The following is a 15,149-nucleotide window of genomic DNA, read 5'->3' as shown; positions in this document are numbered from 1 at the left end:
TTAATTGTCTTTAGTATTAAAAAACAGCCATTCTATAGCTTTAGGAAATTCATCACTCCAATAGATTTCATTATGTTTTCCTAATTTGTTTATGCTTAAATTGATTTTCATGTTATCGTCAACAAATTCGTTTTCTAGTACTTTGTTTTTAAAGTCTTCTACATGTTCTAGCATAGTTTCACTTTCATCACCACCAGCATATAAATAAATTTTAGTACTTTCTCCTACTCTATTTTTTATCTTCATTTTTGGAGTTACCCAAAGCGACGGTGAAAAAATCATTAATTTACCAAAAACTTCAGGATATCGTAATCCCGAAAAAATACTCACTAAAGCACCCATCGAGCTTCCTCCAATTCCTGTAAATTCCCTTTCTTTTTTGGTCCTAAAATTACTATCTACATAAGGTTTAAGAGTTTCAACTAAAAACTTAATGTATTTTTTTCCTTGTCCTTTTCCTAAAACTGTTTTGCCAACATTGTATTCTTTTATGCGGTCTTCCTCGGCGTGTTCTACAGCAATTACAATGATTTTTCCAATTTTGTATTCGGACATTACGGCCAATTTCTTGTCAATTTCCCAATTCCCAAATTCAGCATTCTCATTGAATAAATTTTGAGCATCTTGCAAATACATAACAGGATAACTTTCGCTAGATTGATCGTAATCATGTGGTAATAATGCCCAAACTTTACGGGTAGTATTTAATTGCGGAATTTCAAATTCATCTGAAATTAATTGAATTTGAGGCAAAAAATTGGGTTTATAAGGTAACCAATTTTTTCTCCAGCGAAACACATGTTCTTTTTGAATACCAGTATGATTCGTAGTCGAACGATTTTCTGTGCGTTCACCGTTGACGTCAATTTCTACAGCACTCCAATCTCCTTTTGTAAATTTATACAACACCGTTTCTGGCAACGGAAAATCATGTTCAAATTTAAAATGATACAATCCTACCCCCATTTTTTCCATAACAAAATCAGGGTCTTGAGTTCTCCATTCATTAAAATTTCCTGAGATATAAACAGGTCGAAAATCATCTTCATCAGTTGTTAAAATGATATGTAGTCCTGTTTCTATATTGGTATCTGTAAATTTTTCTGAGAGATGGCTGTTTTGAAAAATCATAATTGCTATTAAATAGGAATCCTTAATAAAAGTGGTAAATATAACAGATTGGTTTTTTGTAGAAAAATGAAAACGAATCCATAAAGTTTATTTTACACTTATAGATTCGTTTTTAATAATAAATTAACAGAAAGCGCTAAAGTTATTTCTGACGACTTTTTAAAACTTCAATTACATCATTAAGCTTGTAGCCTTTTGCTTGCAATAGAATCAAATAATGAAACAGTAAATCAGCACTTTCACTCAAAAACAAATCATCATTATCATCTTTTGCTTCAATTACTACTTCAACAGCTTCCTCCCCTACTTTTTGAGCAATTTTATTAATTCCTTTTGCAAAAAGTGAAGCCACATAACTTTGTTCATAATCTGCATTTTCTTTTCTTGTTTGAATAGTACTTTCCAAATTAGAAATAAAACCATAGTTCATTTCATTTGGTGTTTGCCAACAAGTATCTGCTCCTGTATGACAGGTTGGACCCACAGGTTGTGCTTGTATCAACAAAGTATCTCCGTCACAATCATTTTTAATATCAACCAAATTTAAAAAATGACCACTTTCTTCCCCTTTTGTCCAAAGTCTTTGTTTGGAACGACTGAAAAAAGTCACTTTTCCTGTTTCCATTGTTTTTTGAAAGGCTTCATCATTCATATAGCCTAACATTAATACATTTTTAGTTTCACTATCTTGTATAATGGCAGGAATTAATCCGTGTGCACTTTTTGAGAAATCTATTTCCATTATTTTAAAGTTTGAGATTAGAAGTTAGAAATTAGAAATAAAAGAAAGAAGATATATACTTCTAACTTCTTATTCCTAAATTCTAACCTCAATATTATTATTTTTAAGTTCTTTTTTCAACGTTTTGATTTCAATTTCTTTAAAATGAAAAACGCTTGCGGCCAAGGCGGCATCTGCATTTCCATCAATAAATGTATCGGTAAAGTGTTGCATATTTCCAGCTCCACCAGAAGCAATAATTGGAATATTAACCAAACTAGACAAATGGGACAAAGCTTCATTTGCAAATCCATTTTTAGTTCCGTCATGATCCATTGAGGTAAACAAAATTTCCCCTGCTCCTCTTTGTTCTACTTCTTTTGCCCAATCAAACAATCGGATTTCCGTAGGTACTTTTCCACCTACTAAATGTACAATCCATTCGCCATCAATTTGCTTGGCATCGATCGCTACAACAACGCACTGACTTCCAAATTTCTGAGCTAAATCATTAATCAATTGTGGATTTTTTACAGCTGAAGAATTGATTGAAACTTTATCGGCACCATTTTGCAATAAAACTTCCACATCCTCCACAGCCGAAATTCCTCCTCCAACAGTAAAAGGAATATTGATGGTTGCAGCTACTTTTCGAACCAAATCTACTAAGGTTCTTCTTCTTTCTTCCGTTGCAGAAATATCTAAAAACACCAATTCATCAGCTCCTTCATCCGAATAAATTTTAGCCAGTTCCACCGGATCTCCTGCATCACGTAAATCTACAAAATTTACTCCTTTTACAGTACGACCGTTTTTAATGTCTAAACAAGGTATGATTCTTTTTGTTAACATTTGTTATGAGTTATGTGTTATGTGTTATGAGTGAATACGTCTAAACGTATAACTCCTAACTCCTAACTTTGTATAATATATTTTTCTAATTGTTTCAAAGTGATTCTCCCTTCGTAAATGGCTTTACCAATGATAGTTCCTTCGCAACCAATTTCGGCTAATTTAGGTAATTCATCAAAAGTGGAAATTCCTCCTGAAGCAATTAATTTTAATCCTTTAGCCTGACTTAAAATTTTAGCGTACAAATCAAAGCTTGGTCCTTGTAACATTCCATCCTTGGCAATATCCGTACAAATAACATACTCAATTCCTTTTGACTGATAGTTTTGAATAAAAGGAACTAAATCTTCATTGGATTCTTCTAACCAGCCTGAAACAGCTACTTTTTCATTATTAGCATCGGCTCCTAAAATAATTTTTTCGGCACCAAATTTCGTAATCCATTCTTCAAAAACTGGGCGGTTTTTTACGGCAATACTTCCTCCTGTAATTTGGTTTGCCCCAGATTCAAAAGCGATTTTTAAATCCGAATCAGCTTTTAAACCACCACCAAAATCAATTTTCAGTTTGGTTTGTGTTGCAATTTGTTCTAAAATTTTATGATTTACAATTCGGCTTGATTTGGCTCCATCTAAATCTACTAAATGCAAATATTCGATTCCATGTGCTTCGAATTCTTTAGCAACTTCAAGCGGGTTTTCGTTGTAAACAATTTTAGTATTGTAATCTCCTTTAGACAAACGAACACATTTTCCGTCAATAATGTCTATGGCTGGTATTATTCTCATGATAAAGTTAGAAGTTAGAAGTTAGAAGAAGGAAGTTCTTTAAAATTCGCTCGCCTACATCACCGCTTTTTTCTGGGTGAAATTGCGTTCCAAAGAAATTTTTATTTTCCAATGCCGATGAATATGGTACTTCATAATCGGTTGTTGCGATGGTTTCTTCACATAAAGGTGCATAAAAACTATGTACCAGATACATATATTCCTTTTCGGCTACATATTTAAACAAATCCGATTTCAGATTATAAATTGTATTCCAACCCATTTGAGGTACTTTTACCTTGGGTGAAAACTTAATTACATCTACATCAAAAATTCCTAAACCAGTTGTATCTCCTTCTTCGGTATGATTACACATCAATTGCATCCCCAAACAAATCCCTAAAACAGGTTGTTTTAATGTAGGAATCAAAGTGTCTAATCCACTTTTTTTAAGCATTTTCATAGCATAACTGGCTTCGCCTACACCTGGGAAAATCACTTTGTCAGCGGCTTGAATTTCTTCAGGATTATTGGTTAACACAGCAGAATATCCCAATCTTTCTATTGCAAATAGAATGCTTTGAATATTTCCTGCTCCGTAATTTATGATTACTATTTTCATTCTTTTAAGTTAGATGTCAGGAGTTAGAAGTGGGAAGTTTCTAACCTCACACTTCTAACTTCTAACTTTATTTTATAACATCCCTTTCGTTGAAGGTAAAATCATTTTTTCGGTGTCACGTTTAACAGCTACTTTTATCGCTTTCGCAAAAGCTTTAAAGATTGCTTCAATCTTGTGATGTTCGTTGTCCCCTTCGGCTTTTATATTAATATTAGCTTTGGCACCATCAGAAAATGATTTAAAAAAGTGGAAAAAACATTTCGGTTGGCATTTTCCCCACCATTTCACGTTTGAATTCCGTTTCCCAAATCAACCAGTTTCTTCCACCAAAATCGATGGCTACTTGTGCTAAACAATCGTCCATTGGCAAACAGAAACCATATCGTTCAATACCTAATTTATTCCCCAAAGCTTTAGCAAAAACCTCACCTAAGGCGATCGCAGTATCTTCAATGGTATGGTGTTCGTCAACTTCTAAATCGCCTTTTACTTTGATGTCCAGGTCCATTTGTCCGTGACGCGAAATTTGATCTAACATGTGATCGAAGAAAGCAATTCCAGTTTCGATGTTGCTTTTTCCTGTTCCGTCCAAATTTAATTTGATATAAATATCCGTTTCATGCGTTTTTCTAGTGATAGATGCTGTACGCTCTTCTAACTTTAAAAACTCATAGATTTTTTTCCAATCGGTAGTTTGTAAAACGATAGTTTCTTCCAATTCGTTATGAGCAACCGAAGTTTCACTTCCTCCCAAACCTTCTTCTTGTTTTAAGAAAATAGCTTTTGCCCCCAAGTTTTTAGCCAACTCTACATCGGTAATTCGATCACCCAAAACAAAAGAATTGGCCAAATCGTAATTAGGATTGTCAATGTATTTGGTTAACATTCCTGTACGCGGTTTGCGTGTAGGCGCATTGTCTTCAGGAAACGAGCGGTCGATAAAAATATCGTCGAATAAAACACCTTCGTTTTGGAAAGCTTTCAAAATGAAGTTTTGTGTTGGCCAAAAAGTATCCTCCGGAAAAGAATCAGTTCCTAATCCATCCTGATTGGTTACCATTGCTAATTCATAATCCAATTCGTTAGCGATTTTTGCCAAATATTGAAAAGCTTTTGGGAAAAACTCTAATTTTTCCAAGCTGTCTAATTGATATCCTTCGGGTTCTAAAACAATCGTTCCGTCACGATCGATAAAAAGTACTTTTTTCATTTATATATTTTTAAAACACAAATTTCACTGATTTCCACAAATTTTAAACCAGAGAAATTATAGTCATATTAGTGTAAGCTATTTAAAAACATCAATCACTTAACAACAATTATCTGTGTTAATTAGTGAAATCTGTGTTTAAATAGACTTCAAAGCTTCAATTAATTTTTTATTCTCTTCCTCTGTTCCAATGGTAAATCGCAAACAGTTTTCACATAAAGGCTGCGTAGTCCTGTTCCTGATTACGATTCCTTTGGCAATCAATTCATCATAACGTTTGTTAGCATCATCTACTTTTGCTAAGATAAAATTGGCTTCAGAAGGATAAATCTTTTCAACAAAATTCACTTCACTTAATACTTTAAGTAAGGCTTCTCTTTGAGCAATAATTGCAACTATTTCGCTATCAATTTTAGATTGATCTTTTAGTCGTTCTAAAGCTCTTTGTTGTGTTAATTCATTAACGTTGTAAGGTGGTTTTATTTTGTTTAAAACAGCAATTGCTTCAGCTGATCCATAACAAATTCCCAAACGAATTCCAGCCAAACCATAGGCTTTTGAAAGTGTTTGTGTGATTATTAAATTAGGATATTGATCTAATTTGGCTAACCAACTTTCTTTTTCAGAAAAGTCGATATAAGCTTCATCAATCACCACAAAACCATTGAATTTTTCTAATAAAGTAGTAACACTTTCGGTTGTGAATGAATTTCCCGTTGGGTTATTTGGCGAGCACAAAAAGATGATTTTAGTATTTGGTGTTACCGCTTCTAAAATAGCTTCTACTCTAGGTTGGAAACTATCTGAAAGCACTATTTCTTTGTGTTCTACGTTGTTGATATTCGCCAAAACACCATACATTCCGTAAGTAGGCGGTAAAGAAATTACATTATCTTCTTTAGGTTCGCAAAAAGCTCTGAACAACAAATCCAATACTTCATCACTTCCATTTCCTAATAAAATTTGTTTTGAACTTAGCCCTTTGTTTTTTGCCAAAACTGCTTTCACACTGTTTTGTTGCGGATCTGGGTAACGGTTTACTCCATTTTCATATGGATTTTCATTAGCATCTAAGAATACCATTTGAGCCGTATCAAAATCTTCAAATTCGTCACGTGCCGAAGAATAGGGTTTTAAAACCTTAACATTATCACGAACTAAATTATTTATATCGAAATTTTTCATTATACTTATTTTTTGAAGAATAAAGAAAATAGAATAGAGAGAATAGACTTTGTGGTATATTTTCTTTCTATGTTCTATATTCTTTTCTCTATTTTCTTTTTTCTATCTCAGCTAATCTCAGAGTTACAGCATTCTTATGTGCTTGTAAACCTTCGGCTTCAGCCATGATTTCAATAGCACTTCCTATGTTTTGGATACCAGTTTCAGAGATTTTTTGGAACGTCATGGATTTCATAAAACTATCCAAATTTACTCCGCTATAATTTTTAGCATAACCATTAGTTGGCAAAGTATGATTAGTGCCTGAAGCATAATCTCCGGCGCTTTCAGGTGTATAATTCCCTATAAAAACCGAACCTGCATTTTGGATTCCGTCTACATAAAAATCATTATTTGCCGTACAAACAATAAAGTGTTCCGGACCATATTCATTGATTAAATCCAACGCAATTTGATGATTTTCTACAAAGATTAATTTCGAATTAGCAATTGCTTTTTCGGCAATGGCTTTTCTTGGTAATACTTCTAATTGTGATTGAATTTCGTTTTCAACAGCATCCATAAAAGACTTAGATGTAGAAACTAAAATTACTTGACTATCTGTCCCGTGTTCTGCTTGTGATAATAAATCTGAAGCTACAAATTCAGGAATCGCAGTATCATCAGCTACAACTAATAATTCAGAAGGTCCTGCCGGCATATCAATAGCTACTCCAAATTGAGTGGCTAATTGTTTAGCAACTGTTACATATTGATTTCCGGGTCCGAAAATTTTATATACTTTAGGAATGGCTTGTGTTCCAAATGTCATTCCTGCAATAGCTTGTATACCTCCCACTTTTATAATTTTAGTAACACCACATAGGTTAGCAGCATACAAAATAGCAGGATTGATGTTTCCGTTTTTATCAGGAGGCGAACACAAAACAATTTCTTTGCAACCCGCAATTTTAGCAGGAACAGCCAACATCAAAACAGTAGAAAATAAAGGAGCTGTTCCGCCGGGAATGTATAAACCTACTTTTTGAATAGGTCTTTTTTCTTGCCAACATTGTACACCTTCAGTAGTTTCAACTGTAACACGAGTTGTTTTTTGTGCTAAGTGAAATTTTTCAATATTTACTTTTGCTAAAGCGATTGCCTCTTTTAAATCAGAAGCTAAACTTGCAACAGCGGTTTCGATTTCAGCAGAAGAAACTTCAATATTTTCAAAACTTACACCATCAAACTGCTTTGTATAATTGGATACAGCAACATCTCCCTCTTTTTGAACAGCAGCAAAAATTTCTTTAACTATTGATTCAATATCGTTAACCGTTTTAGTAGGTCTTTCTAGAATGGTAGACCAAGTAGAAGCGGTTGGATTGTATATTTTATTCATTTCTTTAAGTTTAGGGTTATGAGTTATGAGTTAAGTGTTAGTTGCATTCTCTGTTGTTTGAAAACTTCTAACTCCCAACTTCTAACATCTAACTTCTTTAAAGTACCATTTTCTCGATTGGGCAAACCAAAATTCCTTCTGCACCCGCTTCTTTTAATAGATCAATTACTTCCCAAAAAGTATCTTTTTCAATCACAGTGTGTACACTACTCCATCCGGGTTGAGCTAATGGCATAACCGTTGCACTTCTTAAAACAGGAAGAATATTGCTTACTGCTTCAATTTTTTCGTTAGGAACGTTCATCAAAATGTATTTTGAATTTCTCGCTCTTAAAACAGAATCAATACGGAATTTTAAAGTATCGATTATTTTTTGAGTATCAGGGCTTACTTTTGGAGAAACTGCTAAAACGGCTTCACTCTTTAAGATAACTTCAACCTCCTTTAAATTATTTTTAAACAAGGTACTTCCGCTAGAAACAATATCTACAATAGCATCAGCTAAACCAATATTAGGTGCGATTTCAACAGAACCAGAAATTTGGTGAATATCAACTGTAACGCCATATTTATTAAAGAAATCAATAACGGTATTTGGATAAGAAGTGGCCACACGTAAACCGTCTAAATCTTTCACTGATTTGTATTCAAAAGATTTAGGAACAGCTACAGAAACTTTGCATTTAGAAAAACCTAATTTTTGAATCACTTCAATGTTTTTGCCTTTTTCAACTAATAAATTATCCCCTAGGATAGCAAGATCTACAACTCCATCAATCAAATATTGAGGAATATCAGAGTTTCTTAAGTATAAAACTTCTAGAGGAAAATTAGAGGCTTCAGCCTTTAATTGATCATTTCCATTGTTGATTGAAATACCAGCATCTTTTAAAATCTGGATACTGTCTTCGTTTAATCTACCTGATTTTTGAATTGCAATTTTTAGCGTACTCATTTTTTTCTTTTTAGTTTTTATTGTTAGTGTTGAGTACTACGGACTTAACACACAATGAAAAACCCGTTTGATGTACTCAAACGGGTTTATTAATATGATGACTTACAGACATACCATTAACATATCGCTTGAGAGCAATAATGTAAATGATGATGGTGTAATTGATTTGATAGCATTATAATTTTAATCCTTTTATTTTTTTGTTGTGCAAATATAAGAGATTAATCCATTACAAACAAAATTTTAATTTAACAAAACATTTGGAAAATATTAAATAATCTACTCCTCTTGTTGTTCTGTTGATGATTGATTATCGTTAATATTGATAGATTGGACAGTTGCATCTCTTATTTCTGTATGACGTATTTCACCTCCAGAAGTCCCCACTTTTGTTCCAAAAAAGATAGCTACGATAGCGATTACTACAATTGCATAAGAAAAGAAAACAGCCTTAGGATGATTTTTAATATTCGATATAATTCCAAAAACAGAAACGGTACCTAAAAGATACAAGATAATAGCTAGTTTTTCAGCTAATTCTTCGTGTTCGTGAACTAATTGCTTACTAAAACCGGGGATGTTTTCAACTACTTCTTCAGCGCCCTCACCAGTTGACATACTAAAAACTGCAAATACTGAAGCGATTATAAATAAAAAATAAGCCGTGTTTTTGATAGGTACATTTTTAAAAAATATTCCTCCCATTAAAACTAATAATCCTAAAATAGGACCAACAATTGGAAAATGGTTTACTATCAGGTGTAAATGTGCATCGTTCATAGTTTAAGCTTTTAAATTATAGAGTCTGTATTCATTTATAAGATTATCAAAAAATTAATTAGCAATGTCGTAAGCTCCTTTTGTTACGATTTTAGAATTCACATTGACTTGATTATCAGGAAATATTTCAACATAATCTTCTGATATTGTACCAATAGTAACCGCAACTTTTTTAAATGAGTAATTAGCATTCTTGCTCTCACTAACTAAAAGTACAAAATTTTTGTTTTGTTCATTCAATAAAGCGTCTTTTGGTATTGCTAGAGCTTTTTTTGAATCTACAATAACATTTGCTTCTACAAACATTCCTGTTAATAATCGTTGTTTTATTTGATCATCCAAATGCGCATGAACATTAATTGTGCGATCATTTCCTTCAATTGATTTTCCTACCAAATGGACTTTAGCATTAAAAACCTCTTTAGAAGCTTCTGGAACAGTAAAAAGAATATCCTGATTTTTCTTAATTTTCAAAATATCCTTTTCAAAAATAGCCAATTCTAAGTGTAAATGATCAGTTTGAATGATTTCTAAAATCACATCCGAAGGATTAATATGCATTCCTAAATGTGCATTCATTACCACAATGTCACCAGAAATTGGTGCATAAATTGTAACCGTAGAGGTTAATTTTCCTTTTTCGACTTGTGCAGGATTGATGTTCAACAATTTTAATTTTTCTTTTAAACTTTGATACATCCCTTTTGCTCTTCGATACTCGCTTTCTGCTTTTAAATAGTTTTTTTGCGAAGTAATTTTTTCATCAAACAAGGTTTTTTGACGAACATATTCCGATTTTAAATAATTAATTTGTTCTGCTACTTCTAAGTATTCCTTTTGAACATCTAAAAACTCTGTGTTTTCAAGCGTTAACAAAGCTTGTCCTTTTACTACTTTGTCACCAACTAACAATTGAGTTGACTTCACGTAACCACCTACAAAAGAAGTAATTTGAGCACGATTTTGTGGAGGAACATCAATTTTTCCTGTTGCTTTTACAGTCACATCAAACTTTTGCTTCGAAGGATTGGCAATTTCCATTCCAGCCGACTTAAATTGACTAGCTGTCACACTAATTAGATCAGAATCAGTAATAGCAGTTTCATCAGTTTTTGCTTCTTTACAAGAAAATAAAATGAGTGAAATAGAAAGTATAGTGAGTATATTTTTCATTGAATTTGTATTAAAAATTTAAGTATTGGTAATCTAAATGGGTTTTGTTAAAGAGTAGTACATTATCTAAATATTCAACTTCAATAATTGTTGCATTTTCTAAACTTTGAATATATTGAAAAAAGTCAATTTCACCCTGTTTGTAGCTCATATTTGCCACTTTTAAAATTTCCTCTCCTAACTTTTTTCCTTGTTTGTTGTAATAATTAATGGCTTCCTGATATTTCAACAATTCACTTTTTTTACTTTCAACAAAAGCAGTTAATTTTTGATTCTCGTTTTGCACCTGAGTTTCCCAACTTTCCAATTCTAATTTGGCAACTTTAGTTTTGGTTACATTTCCAGAATATAAAATTGGCAATGCAATTCCCACTTGAAAACCGTTTAACGATTGTGATAATCCTTTATTAGAACCTCTAAAATATTCTAAATTTAAATCAGGCAACCAATTCTGTTTTTGCAAAGTAATTTGACTTTTGTAATTTTTTCTAACTGATTCTAAATAATGAGTATAAGTTGATTTACTTGAATCTTCCGTTGAAAATTCTATTGGTATAATTTGATTCGACTTAATAAGTATTTTTTCATCTGATTGAATGCTATATTGAAGCAAATCATATTGAGCTTTTTTTTCATTTCTAATTTGCGAAAGCTTTAATGCAATTTGTCTTGCCTTCGATTGAGCAGTGATTTTTTCCAGATAATTTGTTTCTCCTAATTCAAAACGGCGATTACTGGCCTTGGTGAAATTTTGATACAAACTATCCAACCTTTCATATAAAATTTCCTGATGTTGTAAATAGACAATTTGATAATACAACTTAGAAATCTCCAGACTCAGTTTGTTCTTCTCTAATTCAAAACTGGCTTGTTGCTTTTCGTATTCAGCGGTATTAAATTTCTTTTGTGCTCCATAAACTGTTGGAAACAAAAAACGTTGTTGTGCTCCAATTACAGAAACAGCTTTATCATTGTATGCCAAATTATTTTGATCGTAATTGTAGTAAATATTTGTTTTATCAAAAGTATAAGCGCTATTGATGTTGGCTTTTGATTTTTCGACTTGCAATTGAGAAGCTTTTAAAGCTTTGTTGTTATTAATGCCTTTGCTAATTAATTGATTCAATTCAGAATTAGTATTTTGTGAAAAAACAAATGAAGTACTTAGCAAAAACAAAATTACAATAGCTCTATGATGCTGTTTTTTGAATTTTGGTTTTTTAAATTCCTTTCCATCAAAAACTTTATACAAAACAGGCAATACAAGCATTGTTAAAAATGTAGCCGTAAATAATCCTCCAATCACTACGGTTGCTAATGGTCGTTGAACTTCGGCTCCAGCTGAAGCAGACACAGCCATTGGTAAAAAACCTAGAGCGGCGGCGGCGGCGGTTAATAATACAGGACGTAATCGATCTGTTGTTCCTTTCAAAATTAATTCGTCTTTATTAGTCATACCCTGATGTTTCAATTCTTTAAAATGTTCGATTAATACGATTCCGTTTAAAACTGCTATTCCAAACAAAGCGATAAAACCTACTCCAGCCGAAATACTAAAAGGTAAATCTCTTGTCCATAAAAATAATATTCCACCCACTGCAGACAAAGGAATCGCCGAATACACCATCAAAGCTTCTTTAACCGAACCAAAGGCAAAATACAATAGAATAAATATCAGAATCAAAGCAATTGGAACAGCAATCATCAATCTGGCTTTAGCACTTTCTAAATTTTCAAATTGACCTCCATATTTCACATAATATCCAGCAGGCAATTTAATTTTAGTATCTACAATTTTCTGAATATCCTTCACTACACTTTGTAAATCACGATTTCGTACATTAATTCCAATAACAATTCTTCTGTTAGCATTGTCTCTGGAAATTTTAGCTGGCCCATCAGAATATGTAATAGTTGCCAATTCCTGCATAGGAATTTGTTGCCCCGAAGGAGTACTCACGTAGAGGTTCTTTAGATCTTCAATATCGTGACGATTATTTTGATCTAATCGAATAACCATATCAAAACGTTTTTCACCTTCAAAAACATTACCAAGCGTTTTTCCGGCAAAACCTAGTGCAATTAATTCATTCAAATCGGCGATATTTAATCCATAACGAGCAATTTTCGAACGATCATATTGTACTGTCATTTGAGGTAAACCTTCTGTTTTTTCGATGATAATATCTGATGCTCCTTCAACATTAGCAATTGCTTTTTCGATTTCATGTGCTTTTTTAGCCAAAATATCCAGATTTTCACCAAATATTTTCACCGCTACATCCGAACGTGTCCCTGAAATCAGTTCGTTAAAACGCATTTCGATAGGCTGGGTAAATTCTACTTCCATATTCGGAATTTGTTCTTCGATTGCTTCTTTTATTTTATCAGCCAATTCGTCTTTACTGGAAGCCGAAACCCAATCCGATTTAGGTTTCAATTTGACAATTACATCACTTTCTTCCATACTCATGGGATCCGTAGGTACTTCGGCAGCACCAATTCGGCTAACTACTTGCTCTACTTCAGGGAATTTTTTGAGAATTATTTTTTCAATTTTGGTAGTAGTTGCAATTGTTTTACTCAAAGAAGTTCCTGTTTTAAGAACCGGTTGAATAACAAAATCTCCTTCATCCAAAGTTGGAATAAATTCGCCTCCCATAGTCGAAAACACTACTACAGCCATTACCAATAAGGCAAAAGCTCCATATAAAACTTTTTTAGTATTGGCTAAAGCCCAATGAATTATCGGTAAATAAAACGCATTTAATTTATTTATTAATTTATTCGAAAATGACTCCGGATTTTCTTCTTTAGGTTTTAAAAATAATGAGGAAACTACCGGAACATAAGTAAAGCAAAACAGCATCGCTCCAACTAAAGCGAAACTAAAAGTCATTGCCATTGGCTTGAACATTTTTCCTTCGATACCTGAAAGAGACAAAATGGGAATAAATACAATCAAAATAATTAACTGACCAAAAACTGCCGAATTCATCATTTTTGAAGCGCTTTTATACGTAATCTGATCAATTTCCTGTTGACGGTTTTCATTTGATAAATGAACTAAATGTTTCGATTTATGTGCAATTTGAAAGGCAATGAATTCTACTATAATTACTGCTCCATCAATGATAATCCCAAAATCAATGGCTCCTAAACTCATTAAATTAGCATCGATACCAAAAATATTCATCAACGAAATAGCAAATAACAAACATAATGGGATAACAGAAGCGACAACTAATCCCGAACGCCAATTTCCAAGTAGTAAAACCACAACAAAAACCACGATCAAACAACCTAAAATCAGATTTTCGGCTACTGTAAAAGTGGTTTTACCTACCAATTCACTTCTTTCCAAAAAGCCGTTGATATAAACTCCTTCTGGTAAACTTTTTTGAATTTCGGCAACCCTGTCTTTTACATCATTAATTACCTGTTTTGAATTAGCTCCTTTAAGCATCATTACCTGTCCAAGCACCTTCTCCCCTTCTCCATTCCCGGTAATTGCTCCAAAACGATTGGCATGACCAAAACGAACATCGGCTACATTTTTAATCAAAATAGGTAAACCATTCTGATTTGTAACCACAATATTTCCAATATCTTCTAAGGATTTTGTTTTTCCTTCGGCGCGAATAAAATAACTTTGATTTACTTTTTCAATATAAGCTCCTCCGGCTATTCCGTTGTTGTTTTCTAAAGCTTTAAAAACATCCGAAACACTTATGTTCATCGCATTTAGACGAGCTGGTGAAATAGCTATTTCATATTGTTTTAGATAACCTCCCCAAGTGTTAATTTCAATCACTCCTTTGATACCTGAAAGTTGACGTTTTACTACCCAATCCTGCAAAGTTCTTAAATCGGTAACGGAATAATTGTTTTTAAATTCGGGTTTTACTTCAAGTGTGTATTGATAGACTTCACCCAATCCGGTTGTTATAGGTCCCATTTCGGGTGTTCCAAAACCTTCTGGGATTTTCTCGGCTGCCGATTTTATTTTTTCAGCTATTAACTGTCTCGGTAAATAAGTTCCTTGATTATCTTCAAAAACAATAGTAACAACTGATAATCCAAATTTGGAAACCGAACGAATTTCCTTTACTCCGGGTAAATTAGACATTTCAATTTCCACCGGATAGGTAATAAACTGTTCTATGTCCTGAGTAGAAAGATTACGCGAAGTAGTAATAACCTGAACTTGATTGTTAGTCACATCAGGTACTGCACCAATGGAAATTTGGAATACTGAAAAAATTCCGAATCCAAAAATTCCCAAAGTGAATAACAAAACAATAAGTTTATTCTTTAAACTAAAGGCAATGATTTTCTCTAACATCTATATTTTATTTATAGTTCAAAAATA

The 15,149-nt window shown here is 32.9% G+C and carries 11 protein-coding genes and 1 pseudogene; all 12 read right to left on the bottom strand.

What is annotated here, in order from left to right:
* Positions 1–1,131, bottom strand: a complete 1,131-nt coding sequence (locus P5P90_RS02420) for an alpha/beta hydrolase (protein WP_278035645.1) — start codon at positions 1,129–1,131, stop codon at positions 1–3.
* Positions 1,132–1,273: 142 nt separating this feature from the next.
* On the bottom strand, positions 1,274–1,873 hold the full coding sequence (gene hisIE / locus P5P90_RS02415) for a bifunctional phosphoribosyl-AMP cyclohydrolase/phosphoribosyl-ATP diphosphatase HisIE (RefSeq protein ID WP_278035644.1): 600 nt from the start codon (positions 1,871–1,873) through the stop codon (positions 1,274–1,276).
* A 75-nt stretch (positions 1,874–1,948) separates the two neighbouring features.
* Positions 1,949–2,704, bottom strand: coding sequence for an imidazole glycerol phosphate synthase subunit HisF (hisF, locus tag P5P90_RS02410; protein ID WP_278035643.1), 756 nt, complete (start codon positions 2,702–2,704; stop codon positions 1,949–1,951).
* A gap of 62 nt (positions 2,705–2,766) precedes the next feature.
* Positions 2,767–3,492, bottom strand: a complete 726-nt coding sequence (hisA, locus tag P5P90_RS02405; protein ID WP_278035642.1) for a 1-(5-phosphoribosyl)-5-[(5-phosphoribosylamino)methylideneamino]imidazole-4-carboxamide isomerase — start codon at positions 3,490–3,492, stop codon at positions 2,767–2,769.
* 7 nt (positions 3,493–3,499) lie between these two features.
* On the bottom strand, positions 3,500–4,093 hold the full coding sequence (gene hisH, locus P5P90_RS02400; RefSeq protein WP_278035641.1) for an imidazole glycerol phosphate synthase subunit HisH: 594 nt from the start codon (positions 4,091–4,093) through the stop codon (positions 3,500–3,502).
* Positions 4,094–4,165: 72 nt separating this feature from the next.
* Positions 4,166–5,303: pseudogene (gene hisB / locus P5P90_RS02395) on the bottom strand (bifunctional histidinol-phosphatase/imidazoleglycerol-phosphate dehydratase HisB).
* Between the two features lie 138 nt (positions 5,304–5,441).
* On the bottom strand, positions 5,442–6,488 hold the full coding sequence (gene hisC / locus P5P90_RS02390) for a histidinol-phosphate transaminase (protein ID WP_278035640.1): 1,047 nt from the start codon (positions 6,486–6,488) through the stop codon (positions 5,442–5,444).
* Between the two features lie 88 nt (positions 6,489–6,576).
* Positions 6,577–7,869, bottom strand: a complete 1,293-nt coding sequence (gene hisD, locus P5P90_RS02385; RefSeq protein WP_278035639.1) for a histidinol dehydrogenase — start codon at positions 7,867–7,869, stop codon at positions 6,577–6,579.
* A 97-nt stretch (positions 7,870–7,966) separates the two neighbouring features.
* Positions 7,967–8,824 (bottom strand): ATP phosphoribosyltransferase, encoded by an 858-nt coding sequence (gene hisG, locus P5P90_RS02380; protein WP_278035638.1) that lies wholly within the window; start codon positions 8,822–8,824, stop codon positions 7,967–7,969.
* A 279-nt stretch (positions 8,825–9,103) separates the two neighbouring features.
* The gene (locus P5P90_RS02375) at positions 9,104–9,604 is read right to left on the bottom strand and encodes a DUF2231 domain-containing protein (protein WP_278035637.1); all 501 of its coding nucleotides are present in this window, start codon (positions 9,602–9,604) and stop codon (positions 9,104–9,106) included.
* Between the two features lie 54 nt (positions 9,605–9,658).
* Positions 9,659–10,777 (bottom strand): efflux RND transporter periplasmic adaptor subunit, encoded by a 1,119-nt coding sequence (locus tag P5P90_RS02370; protein WP_278035636.1) that lies wholly within the window; start codon positions 10,775–10,777, stop codon positions 9,659–9,661.
* A 10-nt stretch (positions 10,778–10,787) separates the two neighbouring features.
* Positions 10,788–15,122, bottom strand: coding sequence for a CusA/CzcA family heavy metal efflux RND transporter (locus P5P90_RS02365; protein WP_278035635.1), 4,335 nt, complete (start codon positions 15,120–15,122; stop codon positions 10,788–10,790).
* Positions 15,123–15,149 lie beyond the last annotated feature (27 nt).

This window comes from Flavobacterium nitratireducens (genome assembly GCF_029625335.1).
GTDB lineage: Bacteria > Bacteroidota > Bacteroidia > Flavobacteriales > Flavobacteriaceae > Flavobacterium > Flavobacterium nitratireducens.
This window is presented reverse-complemented; position numbering and strand designations above follow the sequence as displayed.